Raw genomic sequence first — 18,604 nt, 5'->3', positions numbered from 1 at the left:
GCCTCACGGCGGGGTGCCGAGTCACCTCACTGCTCTCTCCCGGGCCGGATCAGTCCCGTCTCGTACGCGGCGATCGTCGCCTGCACCCGGTCGCGTACGCCGAGCTTGCCGAGGAGGACGGAGACGTGGTCCTTCACGGTGGGCGGACTCACCCCCAGCACCGCCGCGATCTCCGCGTTGGACAGCCCCCGTGCGACCTGCCGCAGCACCTCCGTCTCGCGCGGGGTGAGCAGGTCGAGCCGGGCCGCATCGAGCGGACCGGGCCCGTCCGTGAACCGGTCGATCAGCCTGCGGGTCACCGCCGGATCGAGCAGCGCGGCACCCCCGTGGACCACCCGTACCGCGTCGATCACCCGCTCCGGCTCGGCGTCCTTGAGCAGGAAACCGGCGGCCCCGGCGCGCAGCGCGGCGAACAGGTACTCGTCGAGACCGAAGGTGGTGAGCACCAGGACACGGGTCGCGGGGCTGCGTTCTGTGATCGCGGCGGTCGCCGCGAGCCCGCCGATTCCCGGCATGCGGACATCCATCAGCGCGACGTCCGGCCGCGCCGACAGTGCGAGTTCGACCGCCGTGTCGCCGTCCGCCGCCTGCCCGACGACGCACAGGTCGGTTTCCGCGTCGAGGATCGCCGCGATCCCGGCGCGTACGACGGCCTGGTCGTCCGCGACGGTCACTCTGATCGCCATGGGAACGCCTCCGGGAGCCATACGCGGACCGCACCGCTGTCGGTCGTCGAGAGGGTACCGCCGGCGGCGTCCGCGAGGGCGCGCAGCCGCCGTTCCACCCCGGGAGCGGTGGGTGCCGGACCGTAGACCTCCACGCCGTCGGGGAGCGTGCGCACGGAGAGGGTGGCGCCCACGGTCATGAGCGCGGACGCGGTCCGGTAGGCGAAGACCTCCACGGCGGCGGGCAGCGGACGGCGTGCTCCGGCGCACCGGACGACGGCGCCGTAGCGCGCTGCCAGCGCGGTGATCCCGGAGACGGTGGGCGGAGGGACGTCGTCCGCGTCGTCCCCCGCGCTCAGCGCTGACAGCAGGTCCCGCAGAGTGGTGAGGCCCGCGCGGGCCTGATCCCGTACGGCCAGCAGGTTCCTGTCCGCCGCCGAGGCGACCACCGCCCGCGCGTGCCCCAGCGCCGTGTCCCGCAGCCCGGCGGCGAACAGCAGACGCTGCGCGGACACCGCCGCGTCGGCGTCCCCGTCGAGCAGGACCCGCCGCCGGGCATCCGCCGCCCGCAGCCGCTCGTACCGCCGGGCGGTCCGGCGCCCCCACGACCAGACGGCGAGGGCGGGAAGGGCCAGCCCGCCCGCCAGCACGGCCCAGGCCCCGGTACGGCTGCCGGTGATGCCGCTGCCGCTCGCCAGCGCGAGCCCACCCACGGCGGCCACGGCGAGCGGCGCGAACAGGCCCCGGCGCCACGGCAGACGCACCCCGACGCTGTAGGCGAGCGTCAGCTCGACCCACCCGTACACCAGGAAGATGTCGCTCACCGGCGGCTGGGTCCAGCCCGCCCGGTCGCAGGCCCACCACAGCAGCAGCGCCGACAGCACCGCCGCGAGCGCGCGGGCGGGCGCCCGTGAGCGCCAGGCCAGCGGCACGGCATGCAGACCTGACAGCACGACGGTCACCAGCGCGGGCAGCAGACCGCCGAACGGAGCCGGTACGTCAGCCGACAGCAGGCTCGCACCGAGCGACAGCGCGATCGCCAGGGCCACCAGCGCGTAGTCGAGCGCGGCCGCCCCACGCCACCGGGGCCACCGGCGGAAGGGAAGAACCGTCGCCGCAGGCAGCGAGGCCCGCACGCGCCAGCCCTCTCGACGGCCTTGCCCCACGGGTCCCGCGCGGAACGTCCCGCCCGCCGCGGTGACCGTGGCCGCCAGCCCCGCGAGACCGCGCCCGGTCCCGAGACCCGGCTCGACAGCCGTACCGCCGTCGTCCGTGACGGTGACGACGAACAGGTGTCCGCCGCCGGCCCTTACGGGCTCGTCCCGGTCGTCCGTCGGCTCGATCCGGACACGTACGGTCGCGCCCTCGGCGTACCGGGCCGCGTTGGTCAACGCCTCCCGGACGACCCGGTACGCCGCTTCCGTACTGCCCGCCGGTGCCTCGTCGACCGTGCGCCGGTAATCCACCGCGTGCGCTGCGGCCAGCGCGTCGACCTCGGTGAAGCCGGCCGCGGTCGTGTCCAGCTCGGTGAGGCGCTCCAGTTCGCGGACGGCCTCCCGGCCCGCCTCTTCGGCGTGGCGCAGCGCGTCACCGGTCCGTTCCCGGTCGGCGAGCCTGAGCGCGGCACCCGCGGCCACCACGATCCCGGTCAGCCGATGCGCGGCCACGTCGTGCAACTCCGCCGCCAGCCGGTCCCGTTCCGCCAGCGCCGCGAACAGCGGGACCGCCGCCTCGCCGGCCTCGTAGTCCGCCAGCGCGGACCGGCGGGCCGACCGCTGCCGACGGGAGCGGCCCGTCGCCCAGGCGACCGCCACCACCCCACCGGCCGTCAGCGCCACCCCGGCCACGTAGTGCGGCGGTTCACCACGTACGGCGGAGATCGCGGCGACGGCCAGCGTGAGCACGACGGCTGCCGTGAGGGAGGAACCGGCGGTCCTGCGTACGGCCTGCAGATAAACCGTGATCAGCGAGCAGACCGCTGCGACGAGAGAGAGGACCCACACATGTCCCGCGAAGCCGCTCATTGCCCCACGCCGACGGCGGGCGACCGCTCGCCGATCTCCATTCCGGCAGACTAATGGCGCAGAAGGCCCGCCCCCGCGTCAGGAAACGATCAGCAATGTCTCATCAGCCTACCGAAACAGCCAGATCCCCTCGTCGAAAGCGAGCCGCCGCCCGTCGGCGTGGGTGAATCCGAGCGCATCACGGCCTTGGGCTCTTCCCGTCGGCGGCCCTCGGTCCAGGTCCCGGTGGTACCCCGCTTAAGTTGCCGACGTGAATTACAGCGAGCTTGAGGCGGATGTTCTACAGCTGGTCGTCGGGGCCACCGAGGGCGGCGTTCGCGCCTTCGGCGAGGAGACGGTCACCCGTCTGGTACGGCCGGAGCTGCTGCGCGGTGCGGCCAAGGACTACTGATCTCTTCGGGTTGTTGTCGGGTGCTGATCCCTGCGGTAGGCCGGAGGTATGCGGTACGCGCAGGGTGGCGGGTTGACCGCCGAGCGACGACAGTTTCGGGAACGGATCCGGTACGAGGCCGGTGAACGGTTCGCGCGGGGCGGGAAGACCGCGGTGATCGCGAAGGATCTGCGGGTGAGTGAGCGGTCGGTGGAACGCTGGCGGCGTGCCTGGCAGGAGGGCGGGAGGGACGCCCTCGCCAGCGCTGGGTCGCCGAAAGCGCCCAGGCTGTCCGACGGCCAGTTCGCCGAGTTGGAGAAGGAGTTGGCCCGCGGACCCGCCGAGCACGGTTGGGAGGACCAGCGGTGGACTCTGGCACGGATCAGAGTCCTGATCGCCTGGAAGTTCCGTATCGACTGGTCGATCGCGGCCGTGTGGCGGCTGCTGCACCGCCACGGCTGGTCGTGGCAGTCTCCCGCCCGCCGGGCACTGGAACGCGACGAGCGTGCGGTCGAGCTGTGGAAGAAGGATGTGTGGCCGCAGGCGGAATGACTGCGGCGGCGCTCGGGGCCTTTGTCGACGCTGAGGACGAAGCAGGGTTCTCGATGACGCCGCCGCGGGCCCGCACCTGGGGCCGGCGTGGGCATACGCCGGTGGTGCGGGTGCGGGGCCGGTCCTGGCGCCGCTGGTCGATTGCCGCCATGTGCTGCTACCGGCCGGGCGAGGCGTCCCGGCTGGTCTACCGGCCGCACCGTCACCGCAAGCACAAGGGCACCGGACGCGACAGCTTCTCCTGGCGTGACTACCGCGACCTGGTCGTCCGCGCTCACATCCAGCTCGGTGCCCCCATCGTCTTGATCTGGGACAACCTCAACGTTCACCGGGCCGCCGAGATGCGGGAGTACGCGGCCGCGCATGACTGGCTCACCATCGTTCAACTTCCCTCTTACGCACCGGCCTTGAACCCGGTGGAAGGCATCTGGTCGCTGTTACGGCGCGGCCCGCTGGCGAACACCGCCTTCACCGACGACGAGCATCTCGAACGCACCCTGCGTCGAGGCCTGCGCCATATCCAGCTCCGGCCCGACCTCATCGACGGCTGCCTCGCCGGTACCGGACTCACCCTCACCCACCACCCGACAACAACCCGACGAGGTCAGTAACCGGCCCGCGAAGGCGAGAACCTCCACGGGAAGACCAACGCGAGAGGGAGGTCATCCGCGTGGGGACGGCGGGGCCACCGCTGGCTTTACCTCAGACTGGCGGCATATGTCCCGCTCGGCACTCTGCTTCTTGATCCGCCCCAACGTCGTCCTCTCTCACCACAACGGCCCGAGAGCCGGCGCGGGTACTCCGGCATCCAGGGGATCAGGGCGGCACCTTCGACCCAAGAGCTACGACATCTCAACATGCGAGCCCACCAGTCCCAAGGCCGAATACTGCGACTCTCGAATACCGACACTTCACCAGTGGCGCGTCGGATGTACGTCGACCGGGATACTCGTCCCGACCTCGATGATCTCCTCCCCGGCGACCAGGTGGCTCGTGGTGAACGGCGGCCGGCCCGGCACGGTGACCAGCATCCGGATCCTGGTACAGCGATCGTCCTCGCCGGACCACACGCGCTCCGCGGACATGACGTCGCCCATGACCCGCACGCCGGCCGTGTCCAGGTCGCGCCACACGCGCTGGTCCCGCACGGTGCCGACGATGGCCAGGACCAGGACGACCACGGCGAGAGGGGTCCAGACGAGACCGGTCACGACGACGGCCAGCTTGTCGTCGTCAGGGACGTACCCACTGACACCGGCCAGCAGGCCCAACGGACCGGCACACACGGCCAGGAGCCCGAGCGCCGTCCAGACCGGCTGCTCGGAAAAGCCCGCCGGACGATTCACCGGATCTTCGCCTTCGGGTATCGCACCACCCGTCACGGCGCGACCCGCCCACCGCGAGGAAGGGAATCCGAACCAGTGCGCGAACAATCTGACACAGGCGGATCATAACGGCCCTGGTCCGGTCGTCATGGGTGGCGTAGCGCGGGCGGATCGCGGCGGTGACCAACTGAGGCTCTACGGCGGCGAGTTGGGCGTCCGTCGTGCGGGTCCAGGTAGACGAGGAGCGGCCCTTCAGACCCGTAGAAGAGCATCACGCACTGGGGCAACTCCCGGACGGCTCAAGCCCGGTACCGAACCGATCGCATACCGTACCGGCACCCCGCCCACATCTGATCCGCCCCGGAGGCTCCGTGGCCCGCCTGTACGTCCGCTCCGGTCTCGCCCCCGACGCTCCGGACGCGGACTTCCCCATCCTCGTCGTAGATCCCGACGGCACCGCCGGCGAACGTGCCCTGGGCCGACTCGGTGGACACTGCTACGAAGGCGACGGGGTGTTCCACCTCGTGCGGACCGACGGCTGGGCCGAGCGGTCGCTCAACTCCGGGCTGCTCACGGTCGGTGTCGCCGTCCACCCCGTACTGCTCCGGCAGGCGGGCGTGGATCCGGCCGACTTCCCCGAACGGTCCGCGATCGACCCGGACGCCGTGCTGCTCCTGTCGGCCCCGACGGCGGCCGATCCGGCGCTCGGCGCGCGTCTGGGCGAGCCGACCGCCGTGTTCACGGCGGGACCCGACGTCACGCTCGACCAGCTCCTCGCCGACGACGAAGAGTGGCCCGTCATGCTGGCTCCCCCGCCGGCCCAACCGCCGATTTCCGTGTCGTAAGTCCTCGGCAACAGGGCATGGTGATCCAGTGAGCGACGACAACACCACCGCACCGGCCCCGCAACCGACCTCCGAGGAGAACCGGCACGCCAGTTGGTTGGAACTGTTCTTCGACCTGGTCGCCGTGGCGGGTGTGGCGCAGATCGCGCATCTGCTGCACGGTGTGCCGGACGTGTCCGACCTGGGCCTGTACGCGCTGCTGTTCCTGGCCTTCTGGACGGCTTGGATCTGCTTCACCCTGTACGCGAACGTGGCCTACGAGAACACCCACGTCCGTACCGTGCTGGCCGCGATGTTCGGCATGGCCGTCATGGCCGCGGCCGTGGCGGGGGTGCACGAGGGGGACGACCAGCACGCGCGCGTGTTCGCTCTCGCGTACGTCCTGATCCGGGTCCTGGCGAGCCGCGCCTGGCAGCACCGTCGGCAGGTCCTCGTCGACTGGCCGGCCGCTCAGATGTCGCTCGGTGTGATCCCGTGGATCGTGTCCCTCTGGGCGCACGATCCGACGCGCCACTGGCTCTGGGCCCTCGGGATCGCCCTCGATCTGTACGTCACGTTCGCGGTCTCCGCACGCGACATCGTCGAGCACCAGGAGGCCCGGGAACGCCGCGACAAGAATCGGGAACGCGACGACAAGCAGTCCGCTCGGCGCGATTCCGCACGGCGCACGTCGCTCGCGCGGTCCCAGTCGGAGCACCTGAGCGAACGGCTCGGCCTCTTCGTCATCATCGTGCTGGGCGAGGGCGTCGCCCAGGTGGTCGCGGCCACTTCGGACGCGGAGTGGGACAAGAAGCTGTACATGCTCGCCGTCGCGTCGTTCTTCCTGCTGGCCACGCTGTGGGCGTTGTCCTTCGGGCACGGCTACGCGGGGGTGCCGCACCTGGCGGCGGGGGTGTTGCCCGCCCGCGCGGCGTTGCCCCTGCACTGTTTCGTGTCCGGTTGCCTCGCCGCCCTGGCCGCCGCGCTGGGAGCCGCCGCCGAGCATCTGGAGACGCTGCCGGACGCGACCCGATGGCTGCTGTGCTCGTCGCTGGCCGGATACTTCCTGCTCAGCGGACTTGCCTGGCTGGGCCGGGCCGAGCGGGAACGGCGGTGGCTGCTGTCCGTGGCCCTCCCCTGCTGCGTACTGCCCCTGCTGCTGGCGGTGTTCGGCGCGCAGGTCCGCACCGTGACCGTGGTCTGGCTGCTCGTCCTGATCACTCTGTGGCCGATCCTCTACGAGCGACGGGCGGCGACGTCGTCCAAGAGGGCGATCAGGACCGGGAGTTGAGCCCTGGGGGGAGGTTGTACCGGCGGCGCGGACTCGGGCAGGCTGACTTCCCCGTCTTCCCCGTCGCCAGGAGGAGCGGGACGACCAGAAGGAGTCGCCGGCATGATCGACTGGGTGCCTCTCCGTACCGGAGCACGGCCCGTCCCCTCGCCCCTGGCCACGCCGCTGGTGTGGGCCGCGGCCTCCGGCGGCGCGTTGATACTGGTGGCGCTGCTGAACGCGCTGATAGGTACCGATCGGCCCTCGCCCGCGCTGGCCGCGCTCTCCCTGTTGTCCGTACTGCTCGGCCTGTGCGCCCGCTTCACGGCGGCCCCCGGCATCGCGGTGCTGTGCTGGCTCTTCCTCAACGGCTTCGCCGTCCCGCCCGCCGGCACCCTCACCTGGACCGGACACCGCGACGCGCTCTGGCTCGCCTGTCTGTTCACCGCCGCCCTCGTCGGCACGGCCCTGGCCCGCCTCCTCCACGCCCGGGCCGCCTACCGCCGTCTCACCACGGACATCGGCGGCCCGCCGGAGACCGGATCGTGAACGCCGTGCCCGCTCACCGGGCAATACCATCGCGGCGCCACCCAGGACGGTCTCCGCGGGCGGGCCACTCGGTCGAGTGACGGCCTACGGCATCATCAGTGCTCACCGAACCGAAAAGAGCCGTTTCCGGGCTTCATGGCCAGATCCCTCCTATCGTGGAACGACACAGTGACCCTCGGCGTCGAACGGGCAGGCCATGCAGGATCCGGAGATCGACTACGCGGAGATTTTCCGCGCCCTGCCCGGCATGGTGGCGCTGCTCACCCCCGAGCTCGTCTACCTCGACGCCAACGCGGACTTCGAACGCCTGTCGGGACGTAAGCGCGAGGAACTGATCGGCCGCTACATCTTCGACGTCTTCCCCGAGAACCCCAAGGACCCGGCGGCGGCAGGCATGCGCGAGACCCGGGAGTCGATGCTGCGCGCGGCGACCACCGGCGAGCGCGACACCATGGCCCTGCTCCGCTACGACATCGAGGACCCCCAGGGATCCGGGCGCTGGGTGGAGCACTTCTGGAGCCCGGTCAACGCGCCCGTGCGCGGCCAGGACGGCAAGGTGACGCTGATCGTCCACCGGGTCGAGGAGGTCACCGAGTTCGTCCGTGCCTTCGGCGGCCGTGCCGACGACAAACGGGCCCGGGTACTGGAAGCCGAGCTGTACACCCGGGCACGCGAGTTGCAGGAGGTCAACGAACGGCTGCGCACGGCCCACGCCCATGAGCGCGAGGTGGCCCTGACCCTCCAGGCCGCGATGCTGCCTCCACCCCGGCCGGTCGGCCACCACCGGGCGGCCGTGCGCTACCGGCCCGCCGTGGGTGCCCTGAACGTGTGCGGCGACTGGTACGACCTGGTCGACCTGCCCGACGGCGGGATGGCGGTCGCCGTGGGTGACGTCGTCGGGCACGGCCTGCAGGCCGCCTGTGCCATGGGCCAACTGCGCAGCGCCCTGAGCGCGGCCTGCCGGGTCGCCGACGGGCCGGGCCCCGCGCTGGAGGCCCTCGGTCTGTACTCGCGTTTCGTCGAAGGCGCCGAGTCGGCCACCGCGGTGACGACGTTCATCGACTGGGACGACCACTCCATCACCTACAGCTGCGCGGGCCATCCGCCCCCGGCCCTGCTCGCCCCCGACGGCACGGTGAGCTTCCTCGACCAGGCCACCGACCCGCCCCTGGGCGCCAGACCCGAGCATGTCGGCCGGGTGCAGACGAGCGTCCCCTTCGTCGAGGGCGCCACCCTCGTGCTGTACACCGACGGACTGATCGAGCGTCGTACGGAGGACATCGACCGCGGGCTCACCCGCCTCGCCGACTCCCTCGCCCGGCATCGGGACGCGGAGCCCGAGCCCCTCGCCGACGCCCTGCTCGCCGATCTGCTCCCCGCCGAGGGCAACACCGACGACACGGCCCTGATCGTCCTGCGCCTGTGACGGCACGTCCGTTCCGGGCAGGGGCCGTGCGTTTGGCCTGAACTCGCGGCCCGGCGAACCGCCCGCCGGCCCCGTACGAGTACGTGGAACGAACATGGCCGGGCGCCTTGTCCGCCGGTTCCACCGGTGTCTGGTCTCAGCCCGTCCACAGCTTCCCCGGCCGATTGTCAGTGATCGCCGCTAACGTTCCACTTGTCGTCGCACAGATGTCGGGGCATCCCGGCTGAACTGTGCTTTCTTCTGGCTGTGTTGATGTGGGAGGCGGGGGCATAGTGGGTTGGCTGTCGGCGGGTGACGGGTATGAAGTCGCCCTGGTGGAGGGGCGGGTGGCGGCGCGAGCCACCGGGGGCCGGTCAGCGGGGCGGCAGTTGAAGTCCCTGCCGCGCGCGCTCAAGGACCACCCGGAGGTGGACCGGCTGCGGCGGTTCGCCGAATGGCTGGATCGGCACGCCGCGGGGTGTGTCGCACAGGTCGACGCCTGGATGGTGTCGTCGCTGCCCGTCCCCACCGACCTGCTGGTCCGCGTGTGGCCGGACGAGGCCTGGCAGTCGGCGCTGCGCGACCTGGCCGTGGTCGGCGACGACCCCGACGAGGTCGGCTTCCTGCGGGGCACCACCGAGGACGGCGAGCTGCGCGTGGTGAACCTGGACGGCGAGACGGTACGGCTGTCCCCGCGCACGGTGACCCTCCCGCACCCGGTGCTGCTGCCGGACCTCGACGACATCCGGGAGTTCGCGGCGGAGTTGGGCATCGTCCAGCGCGTCGAGCAGATCCACCGGGCGACCTGGCTCCGCCCCGACGAGCTCGCCCCCAAGGCCGGCGAGGTACGGGAGTTCGCCGGCGGTTCCTTCCGCTCCCGCTTCGCCCTCGCGGCGCGCGCCAGTTCGCTGGGCTACCGCGTCTCCGGCGGCTACTCCACGGCCCGGGTGCGTGACGGCGGGCGCACCGTCGAGGCCTCCGTGTGGATCGGGGAGCCGTACTGGGAGGACACGGTGGAGACCGGTGGCCTCAGTTGGCAGGACGAGGACGGCCGCGCGCTGCCGCTCGGCGAGGTGGGCCCGGTTGCCTGGTCCGAGGGGATGCGGATGGCGGCGGCGCTGTACGCCGGCCGTGACATCGAGGAAGGCAAGAACGCATGAGCGGGGGGACGCAGGTGTCGTACGAGGACATGCTCGGGGCAGGGGCGGTGCTGCCGCCGGAGACGGAGGGGGCCGGTGAGCGGGCGGTGCCGCTGACGGCGCGCACCTACCGTCACCCGGGTCTCGACGACCGGGTGGTGGTGCGGCTGGTCGCCGGTGAACTCGGCGCGGCGGAGGACCTGGCCGCCGGTTTCCTCGGCCTGGAGCAGGCCGCCGAACCGGCCGTGGTGGGGCTGGGCTTGCGTCAGTCGCTGGGCTTCCCGGAGTGGGTGCTGGTGCACCATCCCGAGGACGGGCATCACGCGCTGGGTGTCGTACCGGACCTGGAGCGGGCGGCCCGGCAGGTGAAGTCCCGGCCCAAGGCCGCCCTGGACGCCTATCTGGAGCTGGGCGCGCGGCTGGCGGCCTCCGTCCCGCACTTCCTGCCGACGTTCTACGAGCAGGCGGGCCGGGTGTTCCTCGCCGAGGAGAACGCCACCTACGCGGCCCAGTTGTTCACCCGGGCCCGCAAGGCCGAGGCGGAGCACGGGCTGGTCATCGAGGAGGACCGGCTGGACGCGGTGTTCCTGGAGTTCGCGCTGGCGGGCGCGCTGCCGGTGAAGGTGCTGTCCGCCTACGGCAAGGAGTTGGGCGCCCGGGTGCCGGCCGAGGAGGCGCTTCGGCGCTTCACGCGGCTGTGTCTGCGCCGCACCGCGGGCGGTCTGCCGCCGTCCGCGCAGATGGCGGGCGATCTGCGCAAGCTGGCCCGGGCCGCGGGGCAGGACGCCGACCTCGCCGAGCAGGACTACCTGTCCGAGCTGCTCGGTCTGCCGGCCACGCTGCGTGCGGCGGCGGGCTGGTGGAAGGGCCACCGTGCCGCGCTGGTGGCCCTGGCCACGTGGGAGCGGCAGGTGCGCGGCACGCTGCTGGACATGCTCCCCGCGGGCTCGGACGACGAGATGCCCGCGCTGTGGCTCCAGGTGCTGGAGGACTCCGGTGCCACGGCGGGGTTGTGGGACGCCGCCCTGCCCGAGGAGGAGCGGCCTCGGGACGGCACGGCGGGTTGGCTGGAGCGCTTCCTGACGTTCCGGGAGCGGGCCCGGTCCTGGCGCGGCTCGACCCGGATGCCGGAGCTGTACCCGCTCGTGGAGCGGGCCGTGGATCTGTTGCGGGCCGAACTCGCCGCGTCCGGCGGTGCGTTGAAGGTAACGCACGACATCGATCTGATCGACCTGCTGTTGTCCCTGGACCTTTCGGTGGCCGCCCCGGAGCGGAACGACGGTCTGCCGCTTCAACAGTGGGCACTGGGCGAGGGGCATCGGGACCTGCTGTTCCTGGGCGCCGACGCCCGGTTCCACGACGCCTTCCTGAAGGGCGCGGACCGCTTCGGCAATGACGACCAGGGCCTGCGCGCCATCCGGCTGTTGGCGCAGTCGCCCGGCTGCCGTCCGCTGCTGGCCCAATGGGTGCGTACGGTCGTGGAGCGGTTCACCGCGGTCGGTCTGCCGCAGTTGCCCGACGCGCTGTCCCGCCTGAAGTGGCTGCCCTCCGAGGCGCTCGCGCTGGCCGAGGCGGACGTACGCGAGGCGGTCGCCACCGACCTCGCCCCCGTGCTGGCGCGCACCCTGCGCGCCGGTCTCTTCGACGAACTCGGCTGGCCCGCCTGGGAGGACGCGGCGGCCTCCCTCGTGCCGAAGGACCGGGTGGAGGACCTGATCGTCGCCGACGCCTGGCCCCACCTCGTGGTGGCCGGCGAGGCCCAGGCCCGGGTGATCGGCGCCGAGGGCACCCTGCTCACCCACGACCTGCGCCTCCCCAAGGACGACCGGTACGGCGATCCCGGCTTCCACCACGTCGACGGCGAACTCCTCGTCTACTGGAACAGCCGCAACGACGGCCTGCGCGGCTACTGGCACACCCGCGCCGACCGCCTCGAGAAGCTCGAAGGTCCGCGCGCTACCCGCGGCACCGAAATGGACTGGTACAAGGGCAACTTCCCCATCACCCTGCCGTTGCCGGGCGGCGGCCGGACCACCGGCTGCGGTGTGCTGCACGCCGGTGACACCACCGTGCCCGAGGAGCGTCCGCTGCTCTTCGACGGCACCAACTACTGGGTCTGGCAGGCGGATTCCGAGGACCGGGAAGCGCACGGCTGGTACGAGTACGACCCGGCCACCGACGAGCGCGGACGCATGAGCCGACCCGTTTTCCTCGCCGACGCGCTGCGCGACGCACCTGCGGGGAGCAGCTTCAACGGTGGCCGACTGCGCCCCTCCCCCACGGCCGACGCCGCCCCCGCCTCGGCACCTGTCGACGGCCTCGTGGGCCTGCGCAGGCTGGAACTCCCCGACGGCTCCACGCGGGTCGAGGATCTCGCCGGACACACCCTCACGCTGCCCGCCGACGCGGGTCGGCCGTACACGCTGGTGATGTTCCCCGGCGCCGAGCGGCCCACCGCGGTCGTGCACAACGGCTGGCAGCTCGACCTGGTCGACGCGGACGGTGTCGTCACCGCCTGGGGGAAGACCGACCGTACGGCGGGCGTCTTCGGCGAGGGCTCCCTGCTGCTGCCGCCGTTGCAGTACTGGGAGTGCCTGACCCCGCGCGACCCGGACGGCTCCACAGGACTGCGGCGGATCGACCGGGACACCACCGCCGCCCTGCTGTCGGCCGCCACCGACAAGGAACCGGAGGCGCTGCCCGCCGCCATCCGCACGCTGCTGCCCGTCACCCACCCCGCTCTGCTCGCGGGCATCGCCGGGGTCGTGCGGTACGCGGCGGCCCAGCAGGCGGTCCTGGACACGGCGGCGACCCGGCTCACCCTGGCCCTGGAAGGCGGGGTGGAGGACGAGGGTCCGGCCGGTCCGACGGACAGCCTGCTGCGCGACGCGATGAGTGGTCTCGGCGCGTCGAACGGCTACTGGTGGAACCGCGACGACCAGTCCGACACCGTCTTCCGTGCCCTGCGGGTACTGACCCGCGCCGCCGACGCCGTGGTGGAACCGTCCGATGGCCGACTCCACCTCGACGGACCCGAACTGCCCTCCGGGCAGCCGGAGTTGCGCACCCTGATCGGGCGGACGACGGCCCTCGCCCACCGGGCGGCCGTCGGCACCACCACGGATGAACACCGCGAGGCACTGCGGCAACTGCTCACCGGATTCGACCAGTTGGGACTCGGACAGCCCGGAGTGCCCGGTCACTGGCGCAAGGTGAACCTGCACCTGGACGCGCACCGGCTGCGGTTGGCCTCGGGCGACTGGCGGGAGGGCTCCTGGAACGGCCTGCTGCCGTTGGCGGACGGTGCCTTCGTCGCGGTCACCGGACACGGGTCCCTGGACGACGACGGCTGTGACTTCACCGGTCTGTTCCACGATCCGGCAGGACGGTTCGAGGCTCCGGAGCCGTACAAGGTCCTGGCCTGCGACCCGATCGGCGAGGGCGAACACCTGGGCCGGCTCGGTGCGTTGCTCGCCGCGCTCGCCGAGCGCGGTCCGGCGCCGTGGTTCCCGGACGCCCCCGAGGAGTTCGCCCGGCTCACCGGCGTCACCGAGACCATGGCCCGGCTCGTCGTCGCCGGGCTGCCCGGGGTCGACGCCTACGAGCGGACCTTCCTCAGCACCGAGGCCCGCACCGTCATCGGGGTGAAGGTCGCCCCGGCGGCGGTCGCCAAGGACGAGCTGCGCGGTATCGACAGCGCCGTCCGCGCCGCGGTCGTGGCCGCACTGGTGCCCGCCGACCCGGTCCGGCTGTGGACCGAGGGCCCGGACGTGGCGGCGGCCGCCGCCGTGTGGAACGACAGGCTCGGCCGGCGTCCCGCGATACCCGAGGACCTGCTCAGCGACGCGATCCGCGCCCTCAAGCACGCGCCCTGGGCGGTACGGGAAGCCCTGCCCGCGCTGCTGGAGCCGACCCGTGCCCCGGAGCTGAGCCGGGACCTGCGGTGGGAGGTCAACGGCGACCGGGTGCGGCCGGTCGGCAACGACACGGCCGGGTTCAGCACGCAGACCCTGGTCGGCTCGGTCGGCCTCGCCGCCTGGCTCGCCCACCGGCTGCCCGCCGGCGACCCGATCCGGGCCGCGCTGCCGCCCGTGCTCACCGCCGTACGGCAACGCCTCGCCGGGCCCGGGCTCATGCTCGACCTCGGGCAGTACATCAGCCTCCCCGCGTTCCGGAAGACGGCGGGCACGCCCACCGAGACCGGTCCGGGATTCGAGCGCTACGGCGCCGTCGTCCTCGCCACCCACGACGACCAGCCCGCCCCCGGCATCCGCGTCGACCTCCTCGACGAGGCCGGGCAGGATCCCTACCTGCCCGCGACCCGCGTGGGCGACCAGCCGTACCCGGCCGAGATCGCCCTGCGACTGGTCCGCGACCCCCGTTTCGCGGCCCTTCTCGCCGACCCCGGCGAGCCGATGGCGGGCGGGTGCGACAAGGACGGCACCTGGTGGCCGCAGGACCCGGGCCGCTCCGTGCCCGACCTGGTCATCGAGGTGGCCAAGGAGTACGGCCTAGGCGAGGACGCGGCCACGCTGTATCTGATGCTGCTCGCCATGCCCGACCCGACCGACCGCACGACGGCCCGATGGACGGGATGGAAGCCCGCCCGTCTCAAGGCGGCCCGCGCCGAACTGGCCGCCACCGACCTCGTGGTCGAGGCCACCCGGACCAGGGCCGGCCGCTCGCTCTTCCTGCCCGGCGGCTGGGCCGAACAGCCCGCTCCGCGCGTTCCCCTGGAGCGCTGGAAGCTGCCGCTGTTCGACATCGTCGACGGCGATCGCGCGTTCTTCGGCGTGATCGTGCCGACCGAACCGGTCGCGGACCTCTACCGCAGAGCCTGGCAGCGGGTCCGGGAGGGCGACGCTCCCCGCTTCGAGGAGCTGAAGGTGCGCCGGGGCCGCCGCCGCTGACGGACGCCGTACCGGGGGCGCCGGACCTCACCGGCGCCCCCTTCATCAACGACCAACAGACCTACCCAGCAAGGACTTTCATGACCCCGACCGACACGGCGACGGCCCTGCCCGCCCGGCAGACGCTGCCCGCCGAAGAGCGCCACGCCACCGAACTCGCCTTCCTCGCCGCCCACGACGAGGGACCCCGACCGCCCGGCTGGCTGCTGACGCCCCGATCCGCCATCACCTTCGTGTGCGGCAGCGCCGGAGAAGCCCTCAAGCTGGCGAAGCCGCACGAGACACTGCCCCGCGAACTCGTCATAGCCCCCAAGTTCGTCGGTGAACGCGCCCTGGTGGAGCGGTGCGTGGTCACGCTCGCCGGAGAGCGCGGACTGCTGCTGGTCGGTGAGCCGGGTACGGCCAAGTCGATGCTCTCGGAGCTGCTGGCGGCGGCCGTCTGCGGCACCAGCGCGCTGACCGTGCAGGGCACCGCGGGCACCACCGAGGACGCCCTGCGCTACGGCTGGAACTACGCCCTCCTGCTCGCCCAAGGGCCCACTCCCCAGGCGCTGGTGGACTCGCCCGTGCTCGCCGCGATGCGCTCCGGACGGGTGGCGCGCGTCGAGGAGATCACCCGCTGTCTGCCCGAGGTGCAGGACGCGCTGGTGTCGATCCTCTCCGACCGCCGGATGAGCGTGCCCGAGCTGTCCGGCACCGACGACGCACAGGTCGCCGCCGCCCCCGGCTTCACCGTCATCGCCACCGCCAACCTGCGCGACCGCGGTGTGTCGGAGATGTCCGCCGCGCTCAAGCGCCGATTCAACTTCGAGACGGTGCACCCGATCGCGGACGTGGACGCGGAGACCGCGCTCGTCAAACGACAGGCCACCGCGGCTGTCGAGCGGGCAGGCGCGGCGTTCGCCGTCGACGACGCGGTGCTCGACGTCCTGGTGACCGTCTTCCGCGATCTGCGGGCCGGGCGCTCGGCGGAGGGCTGGGACGTGGAGCGTCCCGGCACGGTGATGTCCACGGCGGAAGCGGTGCAGGTCGCCGTGTCCCTAGGGGTGGCCACCGCCTACCTCCCCGCCGGCGACACCCTCGACCTGGTGCCCGGACATCTCCTGGGGGTGGTCCGCAAGGACGATCCCAGCGACCACGCACGCCTGTTGGGCTACTGGGACGGCCCGGTGCGCCGCCGCGCCGAGGACGGCTCCGCGACCTGGCGCCGCCTCTGGGACCTGCGGGAGAACCTTCGGTGACGACCGCTCAGGACCCCAGGACGGCGCTCGACGCCCTGGCCGACTCCGTGGCGCCGTACCTGCTGGGCGTACGCCACCACAGCCCGGCGCTCGCCGCCGCCGTGCCCGCCCTGCTGGACGCGGCCGGCGCCGAGGTCGTATGCGTGGAACTGCCGACGGACTTCCAGCCATGGCTGACCCATCTCGGCGCACCCGGCACCGTCGCGCCGGTCGCGCTCGCGGGCGCCGGTCAGGACGGACGGCTCGGCTTCTACCCGTTCGCCGACTTCTCCCCCGAACTCGCCGCGGTCCGCTGGGCGCGGGAGCGGGGAGTGCGGGTCGTCTGCTGCGATCTGCCGATGGCCGACGCCCGCTGGCACGCGGAGGCACCCGTACGCGCCGAGGCGACCGACCGTCCGACGCCGGTCTCCTTCGCGCAGGCGCTCACCGCGGCCGGGACCGGCCGTGACGGGGACGACCTGTGGGACCGCAGCGTGGAGGTCCTCGCCCCCGGCTGCACCCCCGAGTCGCTCCGCCGGGCCGCCCTCGGCGTCGGCTGGGCGCTGCGCCAGGACGCCGAGTCGTCGGGCGGCGTACCCGCGGTGGACCTGGCGCGCGAGGCGCACATGCGGGAGACGATCGCCCTCGCGGCGGCCGGCGGACACCGTGTCGCGGCGGTGATCGGCGCCTTCCACGCCTCGGCCCTGGCCGACGGCACAGAGGTGGAGGGGACGGCACCGGTGTTCCCTGGGGAGCCCTCGCCCGTCACCACCTCCCTGGTCCCGTACGCGTTCGATCTGCTGGACTCCCGCTCCGGATATCCGGCCGGGATCCGCGACCCGCGCTGGCAGCAGGCGGTGTTCGGCGCTGCGGGAGACCCCGAGCTGCTGTACGACGCCGCAGCACGGGCCATCACGGGGGTGTGCCGGGAGTTGCGCGCGGCCGGGCACACCGCCGGGACGGGCGAGGCCCGCGAGACGCTGCGCGTGGCCTGCGACCTCGCCCGGGTGCGCGGGCTCCCCGCACCGGGTCGCGGCGAGGTGCTGGAGGCCCTGACGTCCGTGATGGGTCAGGGCGAGCCGCTCGGCCGGGGCCGTGCTCTCGCGCGCGCCCTGGAAGTGGTCCTGGTGGGCACGGATCGCGGCCGGGTCGCACCGGGCACCCCGCGCTCCGGGCTCGGTCCGTCCGTCGAGGCCGAACTCACCGCCCTGCGGCTGCCCGGTCCGGACGACCCCGTACGGCGTGAACTGCGCCTGGACCCGCTCCGTTCGCCCCTCGACAACCGGCGCGAGATCCTCCTCCGACGGCTCGACGTGTGCGGGGTGGGTTACGGCGAGCCGGTGGAGGTGGCCGGCACGGGCGACGCCGCCGCGCTCAGCACCCGGTGGCGGCTGGCCTGGGTGCCGTCCGTGCCCGTCCGGCTGGACCTGGCCGGGGTGCGGGGCGTGACCGCCGCGCTGGCTGCCGAGGGCACCCTGCGGGAGACCTTCCGCAGGGAGTCGGCGGAGGGCGGCCCCACAAGTGCCCTGGTCCTGACGGGACTTCGGGACGCCGCCCGCTGCGATCTGCCTGCCCTGGTCGCCCAGCGACTGGCCGAGGCCGCCGAGGTGCTCCCTGCCTCCGCGACGCTCCCCGAGATCCTCACCGGCCTGGATCTGCTGGAGGCACTGCGCCGGGGCCATCTGCCCGGCACCACGCCCGAGACCGGCCTGGCGGCGGGCGTGCTCGCCGCCGATCTTCTGGAGTCGGCGGTACGGTCCCTGCCGGGACTGGCGGGAAGCGACGACCCGGAGGAGGCGGCCGCGCTCGTCGCCCTGGCCGCACGCGCCGGTGAACACCGCCTGGGGCTGCGGATGGACGAGGCCCTCGGCGGCCTCGCGCGCACCGGCTCGCCGCTGGTCCAGGGAGCGGCCCTCGCCTGCCGGGTCCTGCTCGACCTGGACGACGCCGACACCCTCGGCGCACGGGCCGCCGGTTGGATCGATGCCGCCACCGGCCCCGACGCACGGCACGCGCTGGCCCGCAGACTCGCCGGACTGCTGACCGGGGCCGCACCCCTGCTCCAGTCGGCGCCGACCGCGCTCGACCCCCTGCTCGACCGGGTCGACACGCTCACCGACCAGGCGTTCCTCGACCGGCTGCCCGCCCTCCGTGGCGGCTTCGACACGCTCTCCCCTGCGGGCCGCGACCGCCTGCTGCACACGGTCACGGAGAAGCTCGGCGACCGCCTCGACCTCACGCTGGCCGCCTCCCCGCGACTGCTGGCCCTGTGGGCGGCGGCGGACGAGGCGGGTCGTACGGCGGTGGAGGCGCTGCGGTCGACTGCCCCGATGCCCCCGCCCACCGACGCC

The 18,604-nt window shown here is 73.0% G+C and carries 14 protein-coding genes; 11 read left to right on the top strand and 3 right to left on the bottom strand.

Going from position 1 to position 18,604, the window contains the following annotated elements; genetic code table 11:
* Positions 1 to 26: 26 nt before the first annotated feature.
* Together JHN63_RS26370 and JHN63_RS26365 are read right to left on the bottom strand one after the other, a co-directional pair.
* On the bottom strand, positions 27 to 686 hold the full coding sequence (locus JHN63_RS26370) for a response regulator transcription factor (RefSeq protein WP_200685035.1): 660 nt from the start codon (positions 684 to 686) through the stop codon (positions 27 to 29).
* Entirely contained in the window at positions 671 to 2,689 is a 2,019-nt protein-coding gene (locus JHN63_RS26365; protein WP_200685033.1) for a histidine kinase, read from the bottom strand. The genes JHN63_RS26370 and JHN63_RS26365 overlap by 16 nt, the downstream gene beginning before the upstream one ends.
* A gap of 250 nt (positions 2,690 to 2,939) precedes the next feature.
* Here JHN63_RS26365 and JHN63_RS26360 point away from each other — a divergent pair, with 250 nt between their 5' ends.
* From JHN63_RS26360 to JHN63_RS26350, 3 genes are read left to right on the top strand one after another with little or no spacing between them, the layout of a single operon-like run.
* Positions 2,940 to 3,080, top strand: coding sequence for a hypothetical protein (locus JHN63_RS26360; protein ID WP_200685031.1), 141 nt, complete (start codon positions 2,940 to 2,942; stop codon positions 3,078 to 3,080).
* Positions 3,081 to 3,128: 48 nt separating this feature from the next.
* Positions 3,129 to 3,611 carry a winged helix-turn-helix domain-containing protein gene (locus JHN63_RS26355; RefSeq protein ID WP_200685029.1) on the top strand — a complete coding sequence of 161 codons (483 nt, stop codon included), beginning with the start codon at positions 3,129 to 3,131 and terminating at the stop codon, positions 3,609 to 3,611.
* Between the two features lie 53 nt (positions 3,612 to 3,664).
* The gene (locus tag JHN63_RS26350) at positions 3,665 to 4,222 is read left to right on the top strand and encodes a transposase (protein ID WP_234477721.1); all 558 of its coding nucleotides are present in this window, start codon (positions 3,665 to 3,667) and stop codon (positions 4,220 to 4,222) included.
* Positions 4,223 to 4,522: 300 nt separating this feature from the next.
* On the opposite strand, the gene JHN63_RS26345 is transcribed toward JHN63_RS26350, so the two are convergent.
* Positions 4,523 to 4,957, bottom strand: coding sequence for a hypothetical protein (locus tag JHN63_RS26345; protein WP_200685027.1), 435 nt, complete (start codon positions 4,955 to 4,957; stop codon positions 4,523 to 4,525).
* A 350-nt stretch (positions 4,958 to 5,307) separates the two neighbouring features.
* On the opposite strand from JHN63_RS26345, the gene JHN63_RS26340 reads away from it, so the two are divergent.
* From JHN63_RS26340 to JHN63_RS26305, 8 genes are all read left to right on the top strand, one after another.
* Positions 5,308 to 5,781: a hypothetical protein gene (locus tag JHN63_RS26340; RefSeq protein WP_200685026.1), complete on the top strand. Its 474-nt coding sequence runs from the start codon at positions 5,308 to 5,310 to the stop codon at positions 5,779 to 5,781.
* A 28-nt stretch (positions 5,782 to 5,809) separates the two neighbouring features.
* Positions 5,810 to 7,051: a low temperature requirement protein A gene (locus tag JHN63_RS26335; RefSeq protein WP_200685025.1), complete on the top strand. Its 1,242-nt coding sequence runs from the start codon at positions 5,810 to 5,812 to the stop codon at positions 7,049 to 7,051.
* A gap of 102 nt (positions 7,052 to 7,153) precedes the next feature.
* On the top strand, positions 7,154 to 7,579 hold the full coding sequence (locus tag JHN63_RS26330) for a hypothetical protein (protein WP_200685024.1): 426 nt from the start codon (positions 7,154 to 7,156) through the stop codon (positions 7,577 to 7,579).
* 196 nt (positions 7,580 to 7,775) lie between these two features.
* Positions 7,776 to 9,005, top strand: a complete 1,230-nt coding sequence (locus JHN63_RS26325; protein ID WP_200685023.1) for a PP2C family protein-serine/threonine phosphatase — start codon at positions 7,776 to 7,778, stop codon at positions 9,003 to 9,005.
* A gap of 272 nt (positions 9,006 to 9,277) precedes the next feature.
* Positions 9,278 to 10,144 carry a DUF4132 domain-containing protein gene (locus JHN63_RS26320; RefSeq protein WP_200685016.1) on the top strand — a complete coding sequence of 289 codons (867 nt, stop codon included), beginning with the start codon at positions 9,278 to 9,280 and terminating at the stop codon, positions 10,142 to 10,144.
* A complete protein-coding gene (locus JHN63_RS26315) occupies positions 10,141 to 15,033 on the top strand; it encodes a DNA-binding protein (protein WP_200685014.1) in 4,893 nt (1,630 codons plus the stop codon). The genes JHN63_RS26320 and JHN63_RS26315 overlap by 4 nt, the downstream gene beginning before the upstream one ends.
* Positions 15,034 to 15,113: 80 nt before the next feature.
* Positions 15,114 to 16,274 (top strand): AAA family ATPase, encoded by a 1,161-nt coding sequence (locus JHN63_RS26310; RefSeq protein ID WP_200685012.1) that lies wholly within the window; start codon positions 15,114 to 15,116, stop codon positions 16,272 to 16,274.
* Positions 16,271 to 18,604, top strand: a 2,334-nt coding sequence (locus JHN63_RS26305) for a DUF5682 family protein (protein ID WP_200685010.1), incomplete at its 3' end; no start/stop codon positions are given. The genes JHN63_RS26310 and JHN63_RS26305, both read left to right, overlap by 4 nt.

The organism is Streptomyces sp. MBT65, from assembly GCF_016612545.1.
Classification (GTDB): Bacteria; Actinomycetota; Actinomycetes; order Streptomycetales; family Streptomycetaceae; genus Streptomyces.
Note: the sequence above shows the minus strand (reverse complement) of the source record. Positions and strands in the feature narration are given on the sequence as shown.

Excerpts from the sequence above, each read along its gene's own strand:
- JHN63_RS26370 (WP_200685035.1), bottom strand. The coding sequence starts at position 686 with ATGGCGATCAGAGTGACCGTCGCGGACGACCAGGCCGTCGTACGCGCC.
- JHN63_RS26365 (WP_200685033.1), bottom strand. The coding sequence starts at position 2,689 with ATGAGCGGCTTCGCGGGACATGTGTGGGTCCTCTCTCTCGTCGCAGCG.
- JHN63_RS26355 (WP_200685029.1), top strand. The coding sequence starts at position 3,129 with ATGCGGTACGCGCAGGGTGGCGGGTTGACCGCCGAGCGACGACAGTTT.
- JHN63_RS26350 (WP_234477721.1), top strand. The coding sequence starts at position 3,665 with ATGACGCCGCCGCGGGCCCGCACCTGGGGCCGGCGTGGGCATACGCCG.
- JHN63_RS26330 (WP_200685024.1), top strand. The coding sequence starts at position 7,154 with ATGATCGACTGGGTGCCTCTCCGTACCGGAGCACGGCCCGTCCCCTCG.
- JHN63_RS26325 (WP_200685023.1), top strand. The coding sequence starts at position 7,776 with ATGCAGGATCCGGAGATCGACTACGCGGAGATTTTCCGCGCCCTGCCC.
- JHN63_RS26315 (WP_200685014.1), top strand. The coding sequence starts at position 10,141 with ATGAGCGGGGGGACGCAGGTGTCGTACGAGGACATGCTCGGGGCAGGG.
- JHN63_RS26310 (WP_200685012.1), top strand. The coding sequence starts at position 15,114 with ATGACCCCGACCGACACGGCGACGGCCCTGCCCGCCCGGCAGACGCTG.